Annotated in this window: 15 protein-coding genes and 1 other RNA gene; 12 read left to right on the forward strand and 4 right to left on the reverse strand. The window is 73.1% G+C overall.

The features are described 5' to 3' along the window. Window positions 1–83: 83 nt before the first annotated feature. Together RV983_RS22570 and RV983_RS22575 are read right to left on the reverse strand one after the other, a co-directional pair. On the reverse strand, window positions 84–1,445 hold the full coding sequence (locus RV983_RS22570) for a glycoside hydrolase family 16 protein (RefSeq protein ID WP_475987558.1): 1,362 nt from the start codon (window positions 1,443–1,445) through the stop codon (window positions 84–86). Between the two features lie 203 nt (window positions 1,446–1,648). Then, window positions 1,649–3,418, reverse strand: a complete 1,770-nt coding sequence (locus tag RV983_RS22575) for a serine/threonine-protein kinase (RefSeq protein WP_475990423.1) — start codon at window positions 3,416–3,418, stop codon at window positions 1,649–1,651. Window positions 3,419–3,766: 348 nt separating this feature from the next. Here RV983_RS22575 and RV983_RS22580 point away from each other — a divergent pair, with 348 nt between their 5' ends. The 3 genes from RV983_RS22580 (at window position 3,767) to RV983_RS22590 (ending at window position 9,308) form a co-directional block, all read left to right on the forward strand. Continuing rightward, window positions 3,767–6,865, forward strand: coding sequence for an FtsK/SpoIIIE domain-containing protein (locus RV983_RS22580; RefSeq protein WP_475987559.1), 3,099 nt, complete (start codon window positions 3,767–3,769; stop codon window positions 6,863–6,865). A gap of 106 nt (window positions 6,866–6,971) precedes the next feature. Then, window positions 6,972–8,090 carry a peptide chain release factor 2 gene (gene prfB / locus RV983_RS22585; RefSeq protein ID WP_475987560.1) on the forward strand — a complete coding sequence of 373 codons (1,119 nt, stop codon included), beginning with the start codon at window positions 6,972–6,974 and terminating at the stop codon, window positions 8,088–8,090. A 318-nt stretch (window positions 8,091–8,408) separates the two neighbouring features. After that, entirely contained in the window at window positions 8,409–9,308 is a 900-nt protein-coding gene (locus RV983_RS22590; protein WP_475987561.1) for a hypothetical protein, read from the forward strand. A gap of 75 nt (window positions 9,309–9,383) precedes the next feature. On the opposite strand, the gene RV983_RS22595 is transcribed toward RV983_RS22590, so the two are convergent. Continuing rightward, window positions 9,384–9,575, reverse strand: coding sequence for a hypothetical protein (locus RV983_RS22595; protein ID WP_475987562.1), 192 nt, complete (start codon window positions 9,573–9,575; stop codon window positions 9,384–9,386). Window positions 9,576–9,849: 274 nt separating this feature from the next. On the opposite strand from RV983_RS22595, the gene ftsE reads away from it, so the two are divergent. The 5 genes from ftsE to ssrA all read left to right on the forward strand — a co-directional run bounded on the left by ftsE (window position 9,850) and on the right by ssrA (window position 13,826). Continuing rightward, complete coding sequence (ftsE, locus tag RV983_RS22600) at window positions 9,850–10,539, forward strand: cell division ATP-binding protein FtsE (RefSeq protein ID WP_319664533.1); 690 nt, start codon at window positions 9,850–9,852, stop codon at window positions 10,537–10,539. A 40-nt stretch (window positions 10,540–10,579) separates the two neighbouring features. Beyond that, on the forward strand, window positions 10,580–11,497 hold the full coding sequence (gene ftsX / locus RV983_RS22605; RefSeq protein ID WP_475987563.1) for a permease-like cell division protein FtsX: 918 nt from the start codon (window positions 10,580–10,582) through the stop codon (window positions 11,495–11,497). A 67-nt stretch (window positions 11,498–11,564) separates the two neighbouring features. Beyond that, on the forward strand, window positions 11,565–12,731 hold the full coding sequence (locus RV983_RS22610; protein ID WP_475987564.1) for a S41 family peptidase: 1,167 nt from the start codon (window positions 11,565–11,567) through the stop codon (window positions 12,729–12,731). Between the two features lie 73 nt (window positions 12,732–12,804). Then, window positions 12,805–13,287: an SsrA-binding protein SmpB gene (gene smpB / locus RV983_RS22615; protein WP_475987565.1), complete on the forward strand. Its 483-nt coding sequence runs from the start codon at window positions 12,805–12,807 to the stop codon at window positions 13,285–13,287. A gap of 152 nt (window positions 13,288–13,439) precedes the next feature. Then, window positions 13,440–13,826, forward strand: a transfer-messenger RNA (tmRNA) gene (ssrA, locus tag RV983_RS22620). Between the two features lie 99 nt (window positions 13,827–13,925). Here ssrA and RV983_RS22625 read toward each other — a convergent pair. Continuing rightward, on the reverse strand, window positions 13,926–15,059 hold the full coding sequence (locus RV983_RS22625) for an MFS transporter (protein ID WP_475990424.1): 1,134 nt from the start codon (window positions 15,057–15,059) through the stop codon (window positions 13,926–13,928). Window positions 15,060–15,266: 207 nt separating this feature from the next. On the opposite strand from RV983_RS22625, the gene RV983_RS22630 reads away from it, so the two are divergent. The 4 genes from RV983_RS22630 (at window position 15,267) to RV983_RS22645 (ending at window position 21,696) form a co-directional block, all read left to right on the forward strand. Next, on the forward strand, window positions 15,267–16,244 hold the full coding sequence (locus RV983_RS22630; protein ID WP_475987566.1) for a LysR family transcriptional regulator: 978 nt from the start codon (window positions 15,267–15,269) through the stop codon (window positions 16,242–16,244). Between the two features lie 694 nt (window positions 16,245–16,938). Next, the gene (locus RV983_RS22635) at window positions 16,939–17,550 is read left to right on the forward strand and encodes a CGNR zinc finger domain-containing protein (protein WP_475987567.1); all 612 of its coding nucleotides are present in this window, start codon (window positions 16,939–16,941) and stop codon (window positions 17,548–17,550) included. Between the two features lie 97 nt (window positions 17,551–17,647). Further along, the gene (locus RV983_RS22640) at window positions 17,648–19,909 is read left to right on the forward strand and encodes a HelD family protein (protein ID WP_475987568.1); all 2,262 of its coding nucleotides are present in this window, start codon (window positions 17,648–17,650) and stop codon (window positions 19,907–19,909) included. Window positions 19,910–20,274: 365 nt separating this feature from the next. Continuing rightward, window positions 20,275–21,696 (forward strand): NAD-dependent malic enzyme, encoded by a 1,422-nt coding sequence (locus RV983_RS22645; RefSeq protein ID WP_475987569.1) that lies wholly within the window; start codon window positions 20,275–20,277, stop codon window positions 21,694–21,696. Window positions 21,697–21,795 lie beyond the last annotated feature (99 nt).

The raw sequence follows: 21,795 nt of genomic DNA on the forward strand, positions 1-21,795 counted from the left end.
TGGGGGAACCAGTCGGGGGTGAGTGCGGCTTCTGCGGAAGAAATCACCCTCCAGAAGTCGACAAATCACCAGCATCGGCAGTCTCAGGTGGTGAACGTGAACCAGTTGAGATTGACGAAGTCGGCGGGCTGACCGCTGGCGAAGGTCAGATAGACGTCGTGCGTCCCGGTGATCGTGGAGGTGTTGGCGGGGACCGTCGTCCAGTTCTGCCAGCCCCCGGTACTGCCGACCGAGAAGCTGCCGACGGGGGTCGCGGCGGGGCTGTCCAGTCGTACCTCGACCAGACCGCTCACCCCTGCCGCGGCGCCGGAGGCGACCCGGGCCTTGAACTGGTGGGCGCCGGTGGAGCCGAAGTCGACGGCGTTGTAACGCAGCCAGTCGCCGCCCGCGATCCAGCCGACGTCCTGGCCGCCCCCGGTGTCGGTCGTGGTCTCGGTGGCGGTGCCGGACTGGGCGGCGTACGACTCCGCCTGGAGGGTGCCGTAGGCGCCGGTGCCTCCTCCGCCGCCACCCCCGCCGCTGCCCGTGGAGTTCCAGACCGCCACGTAGTCGACCAGCATGGGCACACCCGAGGCGGTCGAACCGGTCGGAGTGCCGCTGCCCGCGACGCCGTTGGGGAAGGCACCGCCCATCGCCACGTTCAGCAGCACGAAGTGGCCGTGGTGGGTGGCGTTGGCCCACGTCGCCGCGTCCATCTGCGAGGCGTTGACGGAGTGGTACTGCACGCCGTCCACGTACCAGCGCAGCGTCTCGGGGCTGACACTGCGGTCCCACTCGAAGGTGTACGTGTGGAACGCGCCCTGGCAGGCGCTGCCGGGGCACACGCGGGTGGCGCCGAGGCCGTTGGTCTCGTTGCAGGGACCGCCGGGATTGCCGCCGCAGTGCAGCGTGCCCCAGACCTGGTTGATCCCGTTGACGTTCTCCATGATGTCGAACTCGCCGATGCCGGGCCAGTTCTGGTAGTTGCCGCGGTAGTCGGCGCCGAGCGTCCAGAACGCGGGCCAGTAGCCGGCCGCCGCGGCGCCGGTCACGTTCGGCATTTGGATGCGCGCCTCGATGCGGGCGCGGCCGCCCGCGGTCGCCTGGAAGTCGGTGCGGCGGGTCTCGATCCGGGCGGAGGTCCAGCGGCCGGAGCCGTCGCGGACCGGGGTGATGCGGAGGTTGCCGCCGCCGTCCTGCTGGAGATTGGTGCTGTTCGCGGTGTACGTCTGGACCTCGCCGGTGCCCCAGTTCGCGGGGCCGCCGGGATAGGAGGTGCCGGTGTCGGTGATCCAGTCCGCGCTGGAGGGAGCCGACCCGGCGCCGCCGGTGAAGTCGTCGCTCCAGGTCAGGGACCAGCCGGTGCTGGGCGGGGGGACGCTGGCCGAGGCCGGTCCGGCGAGGGCCGCGGCGAGCGCGAGCAGTGCGGCCGCGCCGGCCCGGACGGGAATTTTGGACGCGCGCATGACAAGTCCTCCTGTGGGGAGAGGCGGGGGAGCGCGTGAAGGGGGGGCTGCCCGGGCAGTTCACTGTCCGCCCGGGCTGACGAAGCGTCAAGACGTGGCGTTTGAAAACGCTCTCAGATTTTTCCGCCGTCATCCTCTGAACGCGGGGACGCGGGGACGCGGGGGCGGAGGGGGCGCGCGGTGCACTGTCGCGCCCCCGGCCGCTACTGGTTGGGAGGAGTGCTGCCGGTGGAGTCCCCCAGCGACTTGACCCCGTTCCAGATGTCGCTCACCCACATGGAGACGGTGTCCCACAGGCCCTTGCCGGTGTCGAACCAGCCCTGCAGCGGCCCGAAGTACCAGGCCAGCAGGAAGATGACGACCAGGACGACGATCATCGTGAAGCAGCCCTTGAGACAGCCCAGGCCCGGGATGCGCATCGGGTTGGCGCTGCGCCCGCGCGGTTCGCGGGCCGGCGGCGGCTCGGGGGCCGGCGGCCGCTGCGGCTCGTACCGCCGGGGCTGCGGCTGCTCGTAGCGCGGCGCCGGCTGCTGCGGCCGGGGCGCGTACTGCTGCGGTTGCGGCTGCGGCGGGGCGTACTGCTGCGGTTGCGGCTGGCGGTGCTGCGGCGGGCGCTGGGGCTGCTGATGCTGCGGCTGCTGGTGGGGCTGCTGGGGCGCGTACCCCTGCCCGCCGGGCTGCTGCTGTTGCTGCTGGTAGGACTGCGGGGGCTGCGCGGCCTGCTGGCGGCGCGGGCGGCGGCGCAGGGGGTCCTGCTCGGGGTCCAGGTACTGGATCTCGGTCTGCTCGGCGCGTGCCCGGGCCCGGTTGAGCTGCGACTCCCACGGGTGCGGACCCTGCGGCGCCTCGTTCGGCGGGCCGCCCGGCACCGGGGGCATCACACGGGTGCCGTCGCCGCCGGCCGCGGAACCTCCGGGGATGACCTGGGTCGCGTCGGCGCCGCCCTGGGCCGCGCCGGAGGGCAGCACGCTCGTGGCGGCCGTCGGGTCGTACCCCGCCATCGGCGAGCGGTTCGGCAGCACCTGGGTGGGGTCGGCGGTGCCCGGCGGCACGAGCGGGGTGTCAGGGACGGTCGCCGGCGCCGGGTCGGGCGCGAGCAGCGCGGCCACACCGATGGCGGCCTCGGCCTGGGCCGGGGAGGCGTGGACGCCCACGCCCGCGGCCACCACGCGCAGGGCGCGGGCCAGGTTCTCGGCGCTGGGACGCTCGGCGGGCTCCTTGCGCAGGCAGCGCTCGATGACCGTCCACAGGGGTTCCGGGACGGTCGTGGGGCGGCGCGGTTCCGCGCTGAGATGCCGTTGCAGCACTTCGAGAGCGCTCTCGCCGTGGAACGGCGGGCGACCGGTGACCAGCTCGTACAGCAGGATGCCGGCGCCGTAGATGTCCACCGCGGAGGTCTGCGGGCGGCCCTGGGCGGATTCCGGCGCTATGTAGGCGGGGGTACCCACGAATTCGTGGGTGCGGGTGAGGCCGGGCGAATCGGCCAGTCGCGCGATGCCGAAGTCGGTCAGCATCGGGTGCATCTGGGCGCTGCCGTCGGGACCGGTGACTGTGGCCAGCAGTACGTTGGCGGGCTTCAGGTCGCGGTGCACGACGCCGTCGGCGTGGCTGGCGGCGAGCGCGTCGGCGATGGCCGCGGTCAGCAGGGCGCCGCCCACGGGGGAGAACGGACCGTTCTCGCGCAGGTGCCGGTAGAGGTCCGGGCCGTCGATCAGGTCCATCACCAGGGCCAGCAGGTCGCCCTCGACGACCAGGTCCCGCACGCGGACGATGTGCGGGTGGCGCAGCCGCAGCAGCACCGAGCGCTCCCGGAGGAAGCGCATCACGACGTCGGGGTCGCCGGCGAGCTCTTCCTTGAGCACCTTGATCGCGACGGTCTCGCCGGTGTCCCGCACATGGGAGCGCCACACGGTGCCCGTGGCGCCGCGTCCCAGCGGCTCCACCAGTTCGTATTTGCTGCCTACCGGCCGCACGTCTCGCACTCCCTGGATCTTGGCCTGGTCCGTGGCCTGTGTGCGCCCACTGTAGTGCCGTGTCATGGGAGCGGAGCTCGTTCACGCACGGGGCGGGCGTGGGATAAGGACGCGGAGTACGGTCGTTTGGTTGCTTTTTCCGCCCAATGCTGATCATTCAAGATCGTGAAGGTGGGCACCGGCGGCAGGCTGTCGGTGGCGAGTGGGAGGATGCGCGTGCGGATCGCGGATCGCTGAGCAACGGGAGCCGGTCGGTTCGCTCTTGTACGTGTCGATGTGCCCGGGCACGGTCGGTGGGGCAAGGCCCCTTCCTGCCGTCGGACCGGGCAGAAGGGACCGTGGACGGAGATGCAGATCCGGCTGACCGTTCTCGGGCCGCGCGGCGGCCGGGGGGCGCGCTCCTCCGACGTGCTCGTCACCGCGCCCGTGGGCACCCTCCTGGGGGCCGTGGCGGGTGCCCTGACCTCCGGCACCGGCAGCTCCGGGCAGCCCGCGCGGTCCACAACCTCCCTGAGGTCGCTGCCTCCGCTGTACGCGGGGGCCGAGCGGCTGGACCCGGCCACCGCCGTGCTCGGCGTGCCGCCGCTGCTCGACGGCGCCGTGCTCTCCCTGCACGCGCCCGCCGACGGCCACCACGAGGAGCGCCCCTCCGCCGCCGCCCGGCTCCACGTCATAAGCGGTCCCGACGCCGGCGGGGTCCACCTGCTCCAGGGCGGGCAGATCCGCGTCGGGCGGTCCGCCGACGCGGACGTCCCCCTGGACGACCCCGACGTCTCCCGGCTGCACTGCGCCATCACCGTGGACGCCGGGGGGCGGGTCACCGTCCACGACCTCGGCTCCACGAACGGCACCACGCTCGACGGCCGGCCCGTCGGCCCCCGCGGTGTCCCTCTTGATCCCGGGGCCCTGTTGCGCATCGGCGAGTCCGTCCTCCAGCTGGAACCCACCCCGCCCGGGTCCACGGTGCCGCCGCCTCCGGCGTCCATCCCCGCCGTCCCGGACACCGAGGGCCATCTGCACGTCAGCCTCCCGCCGGCCTCCTGGCCCGAAGGCGATGCCGTGGCCGCCTGGCGGCCCGCGCGGTCCGCGGGTCCCGCGGACCGCTCCGATCGGACCGGCGACGCCGGCCCGTCCGATCCCCTGGGCGGGGCCGCGCCCGACGCCCGTCCCGCCGCGGCTCCCGCGGAGGCGTCCCCGGCACTCGCAGCACCCCCCCGGACGCACGTCGCCGCCGGAGGGGGCCGCCGCGACACCCCGCAGCGCGGCCTGTCCGAGCAGACACGGGTGGTACTGCCCGCGCAGGGCCGCAGGACCGCGGGGCGGGCCGCCGAGGCCGGGAGCCGGATGGCCGGGGCCATAGGAAGCTGGGCCCGGCGGCTGGCCGCGGGGCGTCCCCTTCCCGACGGCACGGGGCCGGGCGGAGCCGTAGGCCTTGGCCACGCCCTCACCGACGCCGCCGGGCTGCGCGACCGCTGGCCCGACCCCGCGGCCGTGCTGCTGACCGCCCTCGGGCCGGGCCCGCGGCTGTGGGAGCGCGCCCCCGGCCACCCCGACTCGCTGACGGTTCGTCTGGGCACCGCCGATCTCCCCGCCGAGGACGGCTACCGCACGCTGCCCGCCGTCCCCTTCACCATCGACCTGCGCGACCCGCACACCCAGGTGCTCGGCCTCGCCGGCCCCCGCCCCCGGCTCACCGGGCTCGCCCGGGCCGTGATCGCCCAGCTGTGCGCCCTGCACGCGCCCGGCGCGCTGGAGATCGCCCTGCTGGCCGCCGACCGCTCCCGCCCCGCGGAACAGCGCGCCGAGGAGTGGGCCTGGCTGCACTGGCTGCCGCATCTGCGCCCCGCCCACGGCCAGGACTGCCGCCTGCTGACCGCGACCGACCGCGAGCAGGCCGAGGCCCGCGTCGGCGAGCTGGTCCGGCGGATCGAGGAGGGCCCGCTCGGGACCGGCTGGGCGACGGCGACCCCCGAGGCGGTCGCGAAGGCCGCCGCCGACCGCGAGGGACCGCACACCCTGCTGGTCGTGGACGGCGACCCGGGCTCGGCCTATCTGGGGGAGGCCGTCGACCGGATCGCCGCCACGGGGCCGTCCGTCGGCGTCCATGTGCTGTGCCTGGCCGAGAGCCAGGAGCGGCTGGCCGCCCAATGCGGCGCCGTCGCCGTGCTGGAGGGCGATGTCGCCACCACCTTGCGCATCGAGCCGCACGGCCCGGAACGGATGACGGTCGAGGCGGTCTCCACCGCCTGGGCCGAGCGTTTCGCACGGGCCCTGGCGCCGCTGCGCGAAGGCGACGCCGCCGCGCCTCGCGTCACCCGCTCCGCGCTGCCGCGCACCGCCCGCCTCCTGGACGAACTGGACCTCGCCCTGGCCACCCCGGCCAAGATCGCCGCCCGCTGGGCCGAGCCCGCGCCCTCCGGCGGTGCCGCCGCGGCCGTCCTCGGTGCCGGCCCCGGCGGCCGCGTCCTGGTCGACCTGGTCACCGAAGGCCCCCACCTGCTGGTCGGCGGCGCGCCCGGCTCGGGCAAGACCGAGCTGCTGCGTTCCGTGGCCGCCGCCCTGGCCGCCGCCGAGCGCCCGGACCGGCTGGCCCTCGTCCTGGTCGACGGCGTCGGCACCGAGCGCGGCGAGGGCCTGCGGGTCTGTACCGACCTGCCGCACGTGTCCACGTATCTGTGCGCGTCGGACCCGGTCCGGATGCGCGAGTTCGCGCAGGCCCTGGCCGCGGAGCTGAAACGGCGCGAGGGGCTGCTGGACGGACTGGACTTCCGGCAGTGGCACGACCGCCACCGTGCGCCGGTGGTGCCGCGCCAGGCCGAACCGAGCCGCGCGCCGGCCGCCGCGGGGGAGACGCAGCCCCAAGGCGCCGTCCGCGTCCAGACGCGCACCGCGGAACCGCTGCCCCGCCTCGTTGTCGTGGTCGACGACTTCGACGCGCTCGTCGCACCCGCCCTGGGCAGCCCCGGACGGCCCGCCGCCGGCTCCGTCGTCCGCGCCCTGGAGAGCGTGGCCCGCGACGGCGAGCGCCTCGGAGTGCACCTGGTCGCCGCCACCGGCCGTCCGGAGCGCACGGCCGGGACCGAGGCGGACGACGCCGCACGGCTGCGCATCGCGCTGCGCACGGAGGAGCCGGAGTCCGCGGCTCTCCTGGTGGCCGTCGAGGAACCGGCCGGCCTGGACGACACCCTGCCCGGCCGCGGCTATCTGCGCCGCCCCGACGGGGCCGTCACCGCCTTCCAGGCCGGCCGGGTCAGCGGCCGCATCCCGCGGACGGCGACCCTGCGCCCCACCGTCGTCCCTCTCGAGTGGGACCGCATGGGCGACCCGCCCACCCGCCGGCCGGTCCGCGAGCTCGGCAACGGCCCCACCGACCTCGCCCTCCTGGCCAGTGCGTTGCAGCGGGCGGCGGAGTCCGCCGCCGCGGATCCCGCGCCGCCGTTGCTCTGACCCGCGGGTGACCGCTGCCGCACCCACCGTGCCCGCGGGGTGCGGCGGCGGGGGTGCGGAGGCGGGACCGCCGATGCTTCGCCGCCCACCCGGTAGGCTGGGGGACGTGGCAGTCCTGGATGTATCCGAAGAGCTCAAGTCCCTCTCCTCGACCATGGGGTCGATCGAGGCCGTTCTGGACCTCGACAAACTGAGGGCCGACATCGCCGTGCTCGAGGAGCAGGCTGCGGCGCCGTCGCTGTGGGACGACCCCGAGGCGGCCCAGAAGATCACCAGCAAGCTGTCGCACCTGCAGGCCGAGCTCCGCAAGGTCGAGACGCTGCGCGGCCGCATCGACGACCTCGGGGTGCTCTTCGAGCTCGCCGAGGCCGAGGACGACGCGGACACCCGCGCCGAGGCCGAGACCGAACTGGAGTCGGTCCGCAAGGCGCTGGACGAGATGGAGGTCCGCACCCTTCTGTCCGGCGAGTACGACGCGCGTGAGGCGCTGGTCAACATCCGCGCCGAGGCGGGCGGCGTCGACGCCGCCGACTTCGCGGAGCAGCTTCAGCGCATGTATCTGCGCTGGTCCGAGCGGCACGGCTACTCGACCGAGATCTACGAGACCTCGTTCGCGGAAGAGGCCGGCATCAAGTCCACGACCTTCGTGGTGAAGGCCCCCTACGCCTACGGCACGCTCTCCGTCGAGCAGGGCACGCACCGCCTGGTGCGCATCTCGCCCTTCGACAACCAGGGCCGCCGCCAGACGTCCTTCGCGGGCGTCGAGGTGCTGCCGGTCGTGGAGCAGAGCGACCACGTCGAGATCGACGAGACGGAGCTGCGCATCGACGTGTACCGCGCCTCCGGCCCCGGCGGTCAGGGCGTCAACACGACCGACTCCGCGGTGCGCATCACCCACATTCCGACCGGCATCGTGGTCTCCTGCCAGAACGAGCGCTCCCAGATCCAGAACAAGGCCAGCGCGATGAACGTGCTGCAGGCCAAGCTGCTGGAGCGGCGCCGCCAGGAGGAGCAGGCCAGGATGGACGCCCTCAAGGGCGACGGCGGCAACTCGTGGGGCAACCAGATGCGTTCCTACGTGCTGCACCCCTACCAGATGGTCAAGGACCTGCGCACCGACTTCGAGGTCGGCAATCCGCAGGGCGTCCTCGACGGCGACATCGACGGCTTCCTGGAGGCGGGCATCCGCTGGCGGAAGCAGCAGGAGCAGGCCGCGGCCGTCTGATCCGCGCTCGCCCCCGACCGCTCATGCCTTCCCTGAGTCTTCACAACTGTCGCCCCACGGGCGGCAGTTGTGCGTTTCAGGTCACAGCAGGATAAGTAATCGGCCGTCATAGCAGCCATACCGGGCAATGCGCCTGCAACGGCCTTGACGGAGCTGTGAATTGTGGGAATGGTGTTGCGTGGTATGCGTATGGCTGGGGCGTGAGCGAACGGGGGCGAGCGCGGGCCGGTCCCATGGTCCGGATCTCGAGCGCGTCCCGTTGGTGCTCCCCCGTGCACGCTGCTCCATTCACGAGAAGCTACTGGGGGTAGTTGCCAGATGAGCAAAAAGAACACGCGGCTGCGGGTGGCGCGCATAGCCGCCGCGGCCGTGATAGCGGCCGGCGCATCGCTGACCGCCGCGGGTGCCGCGCAGGCCGTGGGCCTCGGCATCGGGGTCGACGGCGTCTCTGTCGCGGTCAGCCTCGACGGCGACACCGACGGCACCACCGGCACCGTCACGGGTGGTGTCGACGAGGGCACGACCGACGGTGGCACGACGACCGACGGCGGGGCGACCACGGACGGTGGCACGACGACCGACGGTGGGACGACGACCGACGGCGGGACCACGACGGACGGTGGGACGACCACCGACGGCGGGACCACGACCGACGGCGGGACCACGACCGACGGCGGGACCACGACCGACGGTGGCACGACCACCGACGGCGGGACGACCACCGACGGCGGGACGACCACCGACGGCGGGACGACCACCGACGGCGGGACGACCACCGACGGCGGGACGACCACCGACGGCGGGACCACGACGGACGGTGGCACCTCCGGTGACGGCGGTACCTCGACCGACGGCGGTACCTCCGGCGACGGCGGGACCTCGACCGACGGTGGCACCTCCGGCGACGGCGGCTCGACGGACGGCGGCTCCACCGGCGGCGGTTCCGGCACCGATGGCGGCAGCAGCACCGGCGGTTCGGACGGCGGCACCACCTGCACCCTCGACGGTGACAGCGTGAGCTGCGCGGACAACACCGGCACCGACAACGTGGGCAACGGCGATGTCGTCACTCAGGGTGACACCAAGGAGGAGCTGGCCGAGACCGGTGCCGGCGAGACGATCTTCCTTCTGATCGGTGCCGCCACGATGATCGCGGGCGGTATCGGCTTCCGCCTGATGCCGCGCCTGGTCGGCGGCGGCCGCAACACCATCGCGTAATCACGCGGTTACGTACGGCGAGGGGCCCGAGGCGTCCATGACGCCCCGGGCCCCTTCTGCTGCCGGCGGTTGCCGCTACGCGGTGGCCTCGTGAACCACCCATGCCACGGCGAGCAGCGCCACGAGCAGGGCGATCAGGGTTGCCGGCGTGAGGGCGGCGAAGGGGTTCTCCTGCTGCAGGCGTGCACGGTGGGCGCGGCAGACCGCGCAGCGGCCTTCACTGACGGGGCCGGCGCAGTTGGCGCACACCAGTCGGTCGACTGTCATGTGGTCGCCTCCTCCCATTGCGGCCCCACGGCCGCTCCATGAACAACGCGCGTCGGGGACGGTCCGTTCCCGGTCCTCCCACCACTGTGCCAGTTTCCGGTGCGCCGGGCGCGCCCCACGCAATTCCTGCGACTCCGAAGAGTGACCTGCGTGGCCGATGCCGTCTTTGTCTGCTTTGGCCGGTGAATAAACGCACCAACCCGGACCGCGAACTGCGCGGCCCGTCGGCGTTCGCGTAAGGTCGCCTCCGATCCCCTGTATCCGGAGTGCAACCGTGATCCGATTCGACAACGTCTCCAAGACCTACCCCAAGCAGAACCGTCCTGCACTTCGGGACGTTTCGCTGGAAATCGAGAAGGGTGAGTTCGTCTTCCTGGTGGGCTCCTCGGGCTCCGGGAAGTCCACCTTCCTGCGCCTGCTCCTGCGCGAGGAGCGCACGGACACCGGCACGGTGCACGTCCTCGGCAAGGACCTGGCCCGGCTGTCGAACTGGAAGGTGCCCCACATGCGCCGCCAGCTCGGCACCGTCTTCCAGGACTTCCGGCTGCTGCCGAACAAGACGGTCGCGGAGAACGTGGCGTTCGCGCTCGAGGTGATCGGCAAGCCGCGCGGCACGATCCGCAAGACGGTGCCCGAGGTGCTCGACCTGGTCGGCCTCGGCGGCAAGGAGGACCGCATGCCGGGGGAGCTCTCCGGTGGTGAGCAGCAGCGTGTCGCGATCGCCCGCGCGTTCGTCAACCGCCCGATGCTCCTCATCGCGGACGAGCCGACAGGAAACCTCGACCCGCAGACCTCGGTCGGCATCATGCGCCTCCTGGACCGCATCAACCGCACCGGGACCACGGTGGTCATGGCCACCCACGACCAGAACATCGTCGACCAGATGCGCAAGCGCGTCATCGAGCTCGAGAAGGGGCGGCTGGTGCGCGACCAGTCGCGCGGCGTCTACGGCTATCAGCACTGAACCCTGGCCCTGGACATCGCAAGCCCGCTGAAAGGACATCATGCGCGCCCAGTTCGTGCTCTCGGAGATCGGCGTCGGCCTCCGCCGGAATCTGACCATGACCTTCGCGGTCATCGTCTCCGTCGCCCTCTCCCTCGCGCTCGCCGGCGGCTCGTGGCTCGCCCGCGAGCAGGTCGACTCGATGAAGGGCTACTGGTACGACAAGGTCCAGGTGTCGATCTTCCTCTGCAACAAGAACGACTCCAAGACCGACCCCAACTGCACCAAGGGCGCTGTCACCGAGGAGCAGAAGAAGGACATCGAGAAGCAGCTCAAGGCGCTGCCGCTCGTGGAGAAGTACTTCCACGAGAGCGCGGAGGACGCGTACAAGCACTACAAGGAGCAGTTCTCCGACTCCCCGCTGGCCGATTCTCTGACGCCTGATCAGATGCAGGAGTCGTTCCGGGTCAAGCTCAAGGACCCGACCAAGTTCCAGGTGGTCGCCAGCGCCTTCCAGGGCCGTCCCGGCGTCCAGGAGGTACAGGACCAGAAGGCCCTGCTGGACAACCTCTTCGGGCTTCTCAACGGCATGACGCTGGCCGCCCTGGTGGTGCTCGCGTTCATGCTCGCGGTGGCGATGATGCTGATCGTCAACACCGTGCGCGTGTCGGCGTTCAGCCGGCGCCGCGAGACCGGGATCATGCGCCTGGTCGGCGCGTCCAGCTTCTACATCCAGATGCCGTTCATCATGGAGGCCGCCTTCGCCGGTCTGGTCGGCGGCGGTCTGGCGTGCCTGATGCTGCTCGTGGGCCGCTACTTCCTGATCGACCACGGCCTGGCGCTGCAGACCAAGGTCCCGCTGATCAACTTCCTCGGCTGGGGCGAGGTCGCGCAGGTGCTGCCGCTGGTGCTGGTGGTGGGCATGCTGATGCCCGCGGTGGCGGCCCTGATCGCGCTGCGCAAGTACCTCAAGGTCTGATTCGCGCAAAGGGCGCCGTACGGCCAACTTTCCGTACAGCGCCCGCTTCTCGCCTAGACTGCCCGACGTGCTGAGCCACTGTCTGTCCGGGAAGCCGCGCCGCCTCGGGAGCGCGGCTGCCCTGACCTTGGTGTTCGGCGCGGTTCTGGCCACCGGGGCGGCCACCGGTTCCTTCGGTGACGTCGTCGGCGGGGACCGGCAGGCGCGGAGTTCCACTCGCATCCCGGCGGGCGCGGTGGCCGACACCGACGAGATCGCCGAGGCCATCGCCGACGGCAAGGTCGGCCCGCAGGCCGCGCAGGCCCTGGTCAGCCGCAGCGGCGACCGCTGGTCCTCCTTCTACACGGCGCAGGAGTACGAGGGCTTCCAGCAGTCCCTGGACGGCCGGTATGTGGGGGTCGGACTCTGGGTGCGCCGCGCCGAGAACGGCCGCATCGAGATCGACCGCGTGCAGTCCGGCAGCCCCGCCGCCCGGGCGGGCATCCGCGCCGGCGACCGGCTGCGCACCATCGACGGCACCGATGTCACCGGCCGCCCCGTGACGGAGGTCGTCTCCCGGCTGCGCGGTGTGGGCGACGCCGGCACCACCGTCGCCCTCGGACTGGAACGCGGCGCCCGCTCCTGGCAGGCCGCGCCCCGGCGCGCCCTGCTGCCGACCGAGTCCGTGCGGGTGCGGCACCTGCCCCACCGCATCACCGCCGTCAAGGTCGACGCCTTCACCAGGGGCGCTGCCGGGCAGGTCCGCCGGGCGCTGGCCGCCCGCACCGCGGGCGAGGGCATACTCCTGGACCTGCGCGGCAACTCCGGCGGCCTGGTCACCGAGGCCGTCGGGGTCGCCTCCGCCTTCCTCGACGGCGGCCTGGTCGCCACGTACGACGTCCACGGGCAGCAGCAGGCGCTGTACGCCGCCGACGGCGGCGACACCGAGACCCCGCTGGTCGTCCTCGTCGACGGCGGCACCATGAGCGCCGCGGAGCTGCTGGCCGGTGCCCTGCAGGACCGGGGCCGGGCCGTCGTGATCGGCTCGCGCACCTTCGGCAAGGGCTCCATCCAGATGCCCAGCCGCCTCCCGGACGGCTCCGTCGCCGAGCTCACCGTCGGCCACTACCGGCTGCCCGCGGGCCGCAGCGTCGACGGACGCGGCGTCGAGCCCGACCTCAGGATCTCCGGAGGCACCGACGCCGGTGCCGAGGCCCTGGAGATCCTGGACGGTCTCGGCGCCTCGGCGCGCTGACCTCGCGCACCGTGGCGGCCCGTCGCGAAATCCGGTACCCCGAGCGCGCCCGGAGTGCGAGAATGGCCGCGCTATGGCAAAGGAAACGGGTCGCAAACTGATCGCGCAGAACAAGAAGGCGCGGCATGACTACCACATCCTCGACACGTACGAGGCCGGCCTGGTGCTGACCGGCACCGAGGTGAAGTCACTGCGCCAGGGGCGTGCCTCCCTGGTCGACGGCTTCGGCCAGCTCGACGGCGGCGAGGCGTGGCTGCACAACGTCCACATCCCCGAGTACACGCAGGGGACGTGGACGAACCACTCGGCGCGGCGCAAGCGCAAGATGCTGCTGCACCGGGCGGAGATCGACAAGCTCGTCCAGAAGTCGCAGGAGTCCGGGCACACCATCGTGCCGCTCGCCCTGTACTTCAAGGACGGCCGTGCCAAGGTCGAGATCGCGCTCGCCCGCGGCAAGAAGGAGTACGACAAGCGGCAGACCCTGCGCGAGAAGCAGGACCGCCGCGAGGCCGACCGGGCGATCTCCTCGGCGCGCCGCCGCCAGCGCGACGGCTGACACCGCCGTTCGGCCGGGCCGCCATGACACACCGTCCGGCCGCGCTGTCCGGCCCGCCGGAAATGCGCTGGCCTCGGTGCGTGTTGTTCACGTACGATGGCGGCAGCACCACCGGGCGGTGACGTCGGGTGTGCAGCTTGAAAAATCAACATGGGGATGATCGGTTTCGACTGGGGATGTCGAAGCAGGGGAAGCGAGCCGAGAAAGCGGCAATGATCTCGTAAACCATATGCCGAAAAAAACAATCGCCAATTCTAAGCGCGATGCCTCCACCTTCGCTCTCGCTGCCTAATTAGCAGCTAGCGAAGACTCCGTGGAGTGTCAGCCCGGGGGTGTTCCCGACCCGGATCCTGGCATCAACTAGGGAACTAAACCACTGAGCCCGGCCACGGGACTCGGTGGGAAACCAAACAGTGGCTGAGCCCGTCGGCGGCTTGTCCGCGTGACTGCCGGGGCCGAGAAAAGCACAGCGGACTGCGCTCGGAGAAGCCCTGATTTTGCACCACAGGACGCGGGTTCGATTCCCGCCATCTCCACATCCCTCGGGAGGCGTCGTCTGCCCGCGCACTGCGCGGACGGGCGGCGCCTTCTGTCGTTCCCTGACCAGGCCCGGACCCGGCTCTGGCCGATGTCCTCCGTCACCGCGCGCCGCCGTCCGCGGCGACCCCGGTCCGTACCGGGGCGGCTCGCAGGGTCACCGACGCGATCAGCGCGGCGGCGGCCGAGGCCACGACCGGCACGGCGTACGCGGCGGCCGGGCCCCGGCTGTCCGTCACCGCGCCCGCGGCGAAGGAGCCGGCCGCGATGCCGCCCAGCAGGGCGGTGACGGCGAGGGCCATTCCCTCGTTCAGGCGTCCCGGCGGCACCGTCCGCTGGATGCGCGCCAAGCCGTTGATCATGGTGGGCGCGGTCGCCATGCCCGCGATCAGCAGTGCCGGGGCGAGGAGCCACAGGCCGCCCAGCGTCGCCGCGGTCAGCGGGAGGAGCATGAGACCGGCCATCGAGGCGACGCTCGCCGCGAAACGGTCGCGGGGCGGCCGCAGCCCGTACAGCAGCCCCGCCGCGCAGGAGCCGGCCGCCTGGAGCGCCAGGACGGCCCCGGCGGCCCCGCGATGCCCCTGTGCGTCGGCGAAGGCGACGGTGGCAACCTCCATCGCGCCGAAGACGGCCCCCGTCGCCAGGAACGTGAACAGCACCGGCGGCACCGCCGCCCGCCCCGTGGCCCCCGCCCGCGGACGGGGCACCGGGGGCGGTTCGGTGCCGCGCTGCGCCGCGAACAGCACGATCCCGCAGAACAGCAGCACCGCCCCGGCCGCCGTGCCCGCCTCCGGGAAGAGCACGGTGCACAGGAAGGCGGCCAGCACCGGGCCCAGCATGAAGCAGACCTCGTCCGCCGCCTGCTCGAAGGACTGGGCGACGTGGCGGGCCCGCTCGTCGTCCCGGTACAGGTGCGCCCAGCGGGCCCGGGACATGCCGCCGGTGTTCGGGGTCGTCGCGGTCGCCGCGTACGCGGCGAAGAGCGTCCAGGGCGCCGCGTGCAGGCGGACGCACAGCACCAGGGCCAGCGACCCCAGCGCGGCGAGCGCCGCCGCCGGGACGGCGACCCGGCCCTGCCCGTGCCGGTCGGTCATGCGCGCGGTCCAGGGGCCCACGAGCGCCGTCGCGGCCAGCCCGGTGGCGGTGACGGCCCCGGCCAGCGCGTACGAGCCGTAGGCCGCCGAGATCATGACGACCGCGCTGACCCCGAACATGCCCGCGGGAAGGCGGGCCATGAGGTTGCCGGCGGTGAAGGCGAGGGTGCCGGGCGGCGCGAAGATCCGGCGGTAGGGCGCGAGGCTGCTGATCACCCCACCACCCTCGCCGCGCACCCCTGCGGGGGTCCAACACCTGATCAGCGCCCATTGACGCACTTTTGTTGTCAGTTCTGTCGATGGTGTCAGTGCTGTCGGTCCGCCGGTGGCTGCGTGTTGAATGAGCGGATGCCGCACGACCTCGACCCCCGCCTGCTGCGGGCCTTCACCGCCGTCGCGGAGGAACTGCACTTCACCCAGGCGGCCGCCCGCCTCTACGTCGCCCAGCAGGCACTGAGCCGCGACATCCGGCGCCTGGAGGTCGCGCTCGGCGCGGAACTGTTCGCGCGCACGACCCGCAGTGTGCGGCTGACCGCCGACGGCGAACTGCTGCTGCCGCACGCCCGGCGCGTGCTCGCCGCCCACGACGAACTCGCCGCCGCCTTCGCAGCCGCGGGCCGCCCCCTGCTGGTCGACATCGGTGCCCCGGTCGGCACCGCGCTGCGCGTCCTGGACGAGGCCCGCGCCGCGGCCCCCGAACTGGAACTGACCGCCCGCTTCCACAGCGGCCTCACCGGCGCCGCCGCGGAGATCCTCACCGGGCGCCTGGACGTCTCCTTCGGCCGGGTCGCGGGCCTCGCCCCGGCCGCCGTCTCCCATCTGGACCACCTCCCCGTCCGGTACGAGCGCATGGCCGTACTCCTCCCCGGCGACCACCGGCTCGCAGCCCTGCCCGAGGTGCCGCTCGCCGCGCTCGCGGGCGAGGCGCTGTACGCCGCCGCCGGCAACCCGCACACCGCCGAGTGGACCGATCTCGCCGAACGGCTCTTCGAGGGCCGGGGTATCGCCCTGGCCGCGCCCTTCCCGGAGATCGACGGCAAGGACGAGTTCGTACGCCTGGTCACCAAGCACCGCTGGCCGGTCCTGGCCAGCACCGAGTTCATCGACCTGCCGGGCTTCGTCCTGCGGCCGCTCACCGCCCCCGTCCCGCTCGCCCCCGTCTCCATGGTCTGGCGGCGCGGGCTCCGCCACCCCGGCCTCGACGCCCTCCGCGCCGCCGCGCGGCGGCTTTCCGCCGCCGGCGGATGGCTCACCCGCCCTCCCCACTCCTGGCTGCCCGCACCCGACGCGCACCTCATGACCCCGCCAGGCCCGCCGACGGCGTGACGCGGCGGCGCGGTGAACGCCACAGCGGGTGGTGCACGCCACGGGCGGGCTGCACCGCGGGCGTGCGTGCCACGGTGACGGGAGCTCCTCGCACCGCGCATCGTCCCGCTGCCGGACAGGCGTCGAACTGCTCACCGCCACCAAGCGGTTGACCGGTGCCACCCGCGTCCCAGACCTCGGGGAAGCGCGGTGGGAGCGGCTGCGCCAGGCCGAAGTCCCGAGCCGCGGTCCGGGAGTTCATGACGCCGCCGGGCCGCACGGCGCGCCGCTGCCCGGTTCGGCCGGGCCCTGCGCCGGGCGGGGTCGGAAGTCTTCCGCGTCCCCGTCCACGGCTGGGTGCCGTCGGTCGGCGTCGCCCTCGTCGACCGGCTGAAGGAAGCGGGCGTCGCGCGCTCGACGCCGTCGGCTCCACCAGCGCCCCGGCGTCCTCAGGGCCCTCCGCGTGGGCGTGCTCCCCGCGTGCGTCCCCCGCCGGGCTTCCGAGCCCTGCCGTTTCCGGCCGCCAACCAGGCGGCCGCGTAGGGCCGTTGCGGGTCGCGGGCCGATGCCCTGAGGTCCGGGGCCACGCCGCCGAGGTGGACGGTGTGCCGGGCGCCGTCCTCCCGGCCTCCTGACCCCGTGCGCCGCCCGCGCGGGTGGGTTCCGTTTCGTGCCGGGGCCTCGGGGGAGGACCACCGGAGGAGGTGGCACGGAGATGGGAGCGACCGCGGCGCGGATGCAGCTGCGCTTCGACACGGGACGGACGAGCCTGGACCTCGTGGCGGCCGCGGCGCCGGGTCCTGACCCCGGCTCCGGGGCGGGTTCCCCGGAGCGGCCGGTGAAGTGGCTGGTGGAGTGGCTGCGGGGCGCGGGGCTGGTGCCGGGGGGCACCGAAGTCCCGGCGGACGGGGGCTGGCCGCGGCGGTTCATGGAGCTGGGGGCCGTGGTGGCGCGCCTGGTGGAGGCGCGGCTGGCCGGGCGGACGGCCGACGACGGTGACGTGGAGGCGCTGAACGACGCCGCGCTGGCACCACCGCCCGCGCCGCGGGCGGTGCGCGCCTCGGACGGGACGCTGACCCGGGGGCTCGCGGGTGAGCCGGACTGTGCGGGGCTGCTGGGCGCGGTGGCACGCGACGCCCTGGACCTGCTGACCGACCCCGACGCGGCCGGCCGGCTGCGACGCTGCGAGGGCGACGGGTGCACCCTTGTCTATCTGGACACCTCACGCGGACGCCGTCGCCGCTGGTGCAGCAGCGAGACCTGCGGCAACCGCGAACGGGTGGCCCGCCACCGCAGGCGCGCCGGCGCCACGACGACACGCATCTGACTGGGCGGAAAACCCCTGGTTGGCGTACGGTGGCAGGCTGCTCCGTTCGCGGGGCGCGGCGCATGACGTACGGAAAGAAAAAGAATGGGGGTCCTGCGTGACAGCGGTCCGGGACACGGAGATCGCGGTCGAGCAGACGCATCTGGACCGGGTGTACGACCGGCTCGAGGAGAAGATCCACGAGGCGGAGTTCCTGATGGACGACGCGGTGAAGCGCGGCCAGGTCGGTACGCCGGGCGCGCTCGCGGAGCGCGACGCGCAGGTCTTCCGCGCGGGTCTGCACCTGAACCGGCTGAACGCGGAGTTCGAGGACTTCCTCTTCGGCCGGATCGACCTGCTGCTCGGCAAGGACGGCAAGAAGGGACCCGACGGCGCCTTCACCTCCGTCGATCCGGCCGACGAAGCGGTGCGGCCGGACAACACGGCCGAGATCGCCGAGACCCTGCACATCGGCCGGCTGGGCGTGCTCGACGCCGACTACGCTCCGCTGGTCATCGACTGGCGGGCGCCGGCCGCGGCGCCGTTCTACCGGGCGACCCCGGTCGCCCCGGGCCGGGTGGTGCGCCGCCGCGTCATCCGCTCGAAGGGCCGTAAGGTGCTCGGCGTCGAGGACGACCTGCTGCGCCCGGAGCTCGGGACCGGGCTGCCCGTCGTGGGTGACGGCGCGCTGATGGCGGCACTGGGCCAGGCCCGCAGCCACACGATGCGCGACATCGTCGCCAGCATCCAGGCCGAGCAGGACGTCGTCATCAGGGCACCCGCCGCCTCGGTCACCGAGGTCACCGGCGGCCCCGGCACGGGTAAGACGGCGGTCGCCCTGCACCGCGCGGCGTACCTGCTCTACCAGGACCGGCGGCGCTACGCGGGCGGCATCCTCGTGGTCAGCCCGACGCCGCTGCTGGTGGCCTACACCGAGGGCGTGCTGCCCTCGCTGGGCGAGGAGGGGCAGGTGGCCATCCGGGCCGTCGGCTCGCTCGTGGACGGCGCGGAGGCCACGACGTACGACGATCCCGCGGTGGCCCGGATCAAGGGCTCGCTGCGGATGCTGAGGGTGCTGCGCAGGGCGGCCCGGGGCGCCCTGGAGGACGGGCGCTGCCCGGACCGGCTGCGCGTGGTGGCCTTCGGGCGCCGTCTGGAACTGGACGCCGAGGAGCTCTCGGGGATCCGGCACGCGGTGCTGGGCGGCACGACGCCGGTCAACCTGCTGCGGCCGCGGGCCCGCCGCCTGCTGCTGGACGCGCTGTGGCGGCAGGCCGACCGCCGCTACGACGACCCGGAGATGGCCTCGGACGCGCGGGAGGCCTTCGACGACGACGTGGCGAGCGAGCCGGAGTTCCTGGACTTCCTGGCGGCCTGGTGGCCCGTGCTGACCCCGCGCGGGGTGCTGGCCGCGCTCGCCGACGAGAAGCGGCTGGGGCGCTGGGCACGGCGGGTGCTGACCCCGCCGGAGGTGCGCCGGGTGGCGCGTTCGCTGCGCCGGCTGGACGTCGCGGGCAACGGCGCGCTGTCGGTGCACGACGTGGCGCTGCTGGACGAGCTGGAGTCGCTGCTCGGCCCGCCGCCCAAGGTGCGCAGCCGTGAGGCGGACCCGCTGGACCAGCTCACCGGCCTGGAGGAGGTCACCACCTTCGCCGACCGGATGGCCGGCGGCCGCCGCTCGCGCCAGGAGCGGCTGGACGCCGAGCGCACGGAGTACGCGCACGTCATCGTGGACGAGGCGCAGGACCTGACGCCGATGCAGTGGCGCATGGTGGGCCGCCGGGGCCGGGCCGCGACCTGGACGGTGGTGGGCGACCCCGCGCAGAGTTCGTGGACGGACCCCGACGAGGCGGCGCTCGCCCGCGACGAGGCCCTCGGCACCCGCCCGCGACGCCTGTTCACGCTGACGGTGAACTACCGCAACCCCGCCGAGATCGCCGACCTCGCGGCCAAGGTGCTCGCGCTCGCCATGCCGGGCAGCGAGTCGCCGCGTGCGGTGCGGTCCACGGGCGTGGTGCCGCAGTTCGCCGTGGCGGCGGGCGGCCGTGTGGGCGAGGCCGTGCGCGCCGAGGCCGAGCGGCTGATGGGCGAGGTCGAGGGCACGGTGGGTGTGGTCGTGGCCATGGGACGCCGCGAGGAGGCCCGGCGCTGGCTGGCGGGGCTGGGCGAGCGCGTCGTGGCGCTCGGCAGCCTGGAGGCCAAGGGGCTGGAGTACGACGCGACGCTGGTCGTGTCCCCCGCGGAGATCGCGGACGAGTCGCCCGCGGGACTGCGGGTGCTGTACGTCGCCCTGACCCGCGCCACGCAGCGGCTGACCGTGCTGTCGAGCGGGCGGGACCTGCCCGACGCGAACGGCGTACCGGACCTGCTGCGGGACTGACGAGGACACAAAGCGGCGGGGCGCCCTTCGTGGAGAAGGGCGCCCCGCCGTACGACTGCGACACCGACCCGCCATGCTCGCCTCGCGGCAAGTGGGCGCTCGAAGCGCCTAAGGTTGGGCCCGGGGGCTTGGATCGAGCCGGTGCCTTGTCCAATCTAACAAACGATCCGCGATTGTCATTCCGTACGCGGCATTCGATATGACGGCGTCGCGGCGGCCCGGCGAACACTGAGCACGCATGCGTCCCACGGCTCCGCCGTTGATCCGGCGTTCTGCGGTAAGGGCCCCCCGGTTTACCCATACCCGCCGGTAGGTGGCAGCATCGAGGGCGCACAGCAAGCGACAGCGGAAGAGGAACAGCGGCCATGGCAACGGCGCCGAGCGTCTCGTACTCAATCACGGTGCGGCTGGAGGTGCCCGCGAGCGGATCCGCGGTCAGCCAGCTCACCACGGCCGTCGAAGCTTCTGGCGGCGCTGTCCACGGCCTGGACGTCACCGCGTCGGGTCACGAGAAACTGCGCATCGACGTGACGATCGCCGCCACGTCCACCGCGCACGCGGACGAGATCGTGGCGAAGCTGCGCGAGATCGAGGGCGTGGCGATCGGCAAGGTGTCCGACCGTACGTTCCTGATGCACCTCGGCGGCAAGATCGAGATGGCGTCCAAGCACCCCATCCGCAACCGCGACGACCTGTCCATGATCTACACGCCCGGCGTGGCGCGGGTCTGCATGGCGATCGCGGCCAACCCCGAGGACGCTCGCCGCCTGACCATCAAGCGCAACAGCGTCGCCGTGGTCACCGACGGCTCCGCGGTGCTGGGCCTGGGCAACATCGGCCCCAAGGCCGCCCTGCCGGTCATGGAGGGCAAGGCGGCCCTCTTCAAGCGCTTCGCCGGCATCGACGCGTGGCCGCTGTGCCTGGACACCCAGGACACGGACGCCATCGTGGAGATCGTCAAGGCGATCGCCCCCGGCTTCGCCGGCATCAACCTGGAGGACATCTCCGCGCCGCGCTGCTTCGAGATCGAGGCGCGACTGCGCGAGGCCCTGGACATCCCGGTCTTCCACGACGACCAGCACGGCACCGCCATCGTGGTCCTCGCCGCGCTGACGAACGCGCTGCGCGTGGTCGGCAAGCAGATCGGCGACGTACGGGTCGTGATGTCCGGCGCGGGCGCCGCGGGCACCGCCATCCTCAAGCTGCTGCTGGCGGCCGGTGTGAAGCACGCGGTGGCCGCCGACATCCACGGCGTCGTGCACAGCGGCCGCGAGGACCTGGTCGGCGCGGGCCCGGAGTCCGCGCTGCGCTGGATCGCCGACAACACCAACCCCGAGGAGATCACGGGGACGCTCAAGGAGGCCGTGCGCGGCGCCGACGTCTTCATCGGCGTGTCGGCCCCCAACGTCCTCGGCGGCGAGGACGTGGCGGCGATGGCCGAGGACGCGGTCGTCTTCGCGCTGGCCAACCCCGACCCCGAGGTCGACCCGGGCCTGGCCCGGGAGACCGCCGCGGTGGTCGCCACGGGCCGCAGCGACTTCCCCAATCAGATCAACAACGTCCTGGTCTTCCCCGGCGTCTTCCGCGGCCTGCTGGACGCGCAGAGCCGGACGGTGAACACCGAGATGATGCTCGCGGCGGCCACGGCCCTCGCGGGCGTGGTCACCGAGGACGAACTCAACCCGAACTACATCATTCCGAGCGTCTTCAACGACAAGGTCGCCGGGGCCGTCGCGGGTGCCGTCCGCGAGGCGGCCAAGGCGCAGGGCCTCACCGCGACCTCCTGACGACGCAGCGTCATCGGGCCGTATGAGAGACGCTTTTTGTGTGACTCTCCCGGGTGCCGGATTGGCGTTTCCCCCAGAAATGGGGGCAGGATGCGTACC

It is taken from the genome of Streptomyces sp. RLA123 (assembly GCF_056270165.1).

Excerpts from the sequence above, each read along its gene's own strand:
- RV983_RS22590 (WP_475987561.1), top strand. The coding sequence starts at position 8,409 with ATGAGCAAAAAGAACACGCGGCTGCGGGTGGCGCGCATAGCCGCCGCG.
- RV983_RS22625 (WP_475990424.1), bottom strand. The coding sequence starts at position 15,059 with ATGGCCCGCCTTCCCGCGGGCATGTTCGGGGTCAGCGCGGTCGTCATG.
- RV983_RS22570 (WP_475987558.1), bottom strand. The coding sequence starts at position 1,445 with ATGCGCGCGTCCAAAATTCCCGTCCGGGCCGGCGCGGCCGCACTGCTC.
- RV983_RS22630 (WP_475987566.1), top strand. The coding sequence starts at position 15,267 with ATGCCGCACGACCTCGACCCCCGCCTGCTGCGGGCCTTCACCGCCGTC.
- ftsX (WP_475987563.1), top strand. The coding sequence starts at position 10,580 with ATGCGCGCCCAGTTCGTGCTCTCGGAGATCGGCGTCGGCCTCCGCCGG.
- RV983_RS22645 (WP_475987569.1), top strand. The coding sequence starts at position 20,275 with ATGGCAACGGCGCCGAGCGTCTCGTACTCAATCACGGTGCGGCTGGAG.
- smpB (WP_475987565.1), top strand. The coding sequence starts at position 12,805 with ATGGCAAAGGAAACGGGTCGCAAACTGATCGCGCAGAACAAGAAGGCG.
- RV983_RS22580 (WP_475987559.1), top strand. The coding sequence starts at position 3,767 with ATGCAGATCCGGCTGACCGTTCTCGGGCCGCGCGGCGGCCGGGGGGCG.
- RV983_RS22635 (WP_475987567.1), top strand. The coding sequence starts at position 16,939 with ATGGGAGCGACCGCGGCGCGGATGCAGCTGCGCTTCGACACGGGACGG.
- RV983_RS22595 (WP_475987562.1), bottom strand. The coding sequence starts at position 9,575 with ATGACAGTCGACCGACTGGTGTGCGCCAACTGCGCCGGCCCCGTCAGT.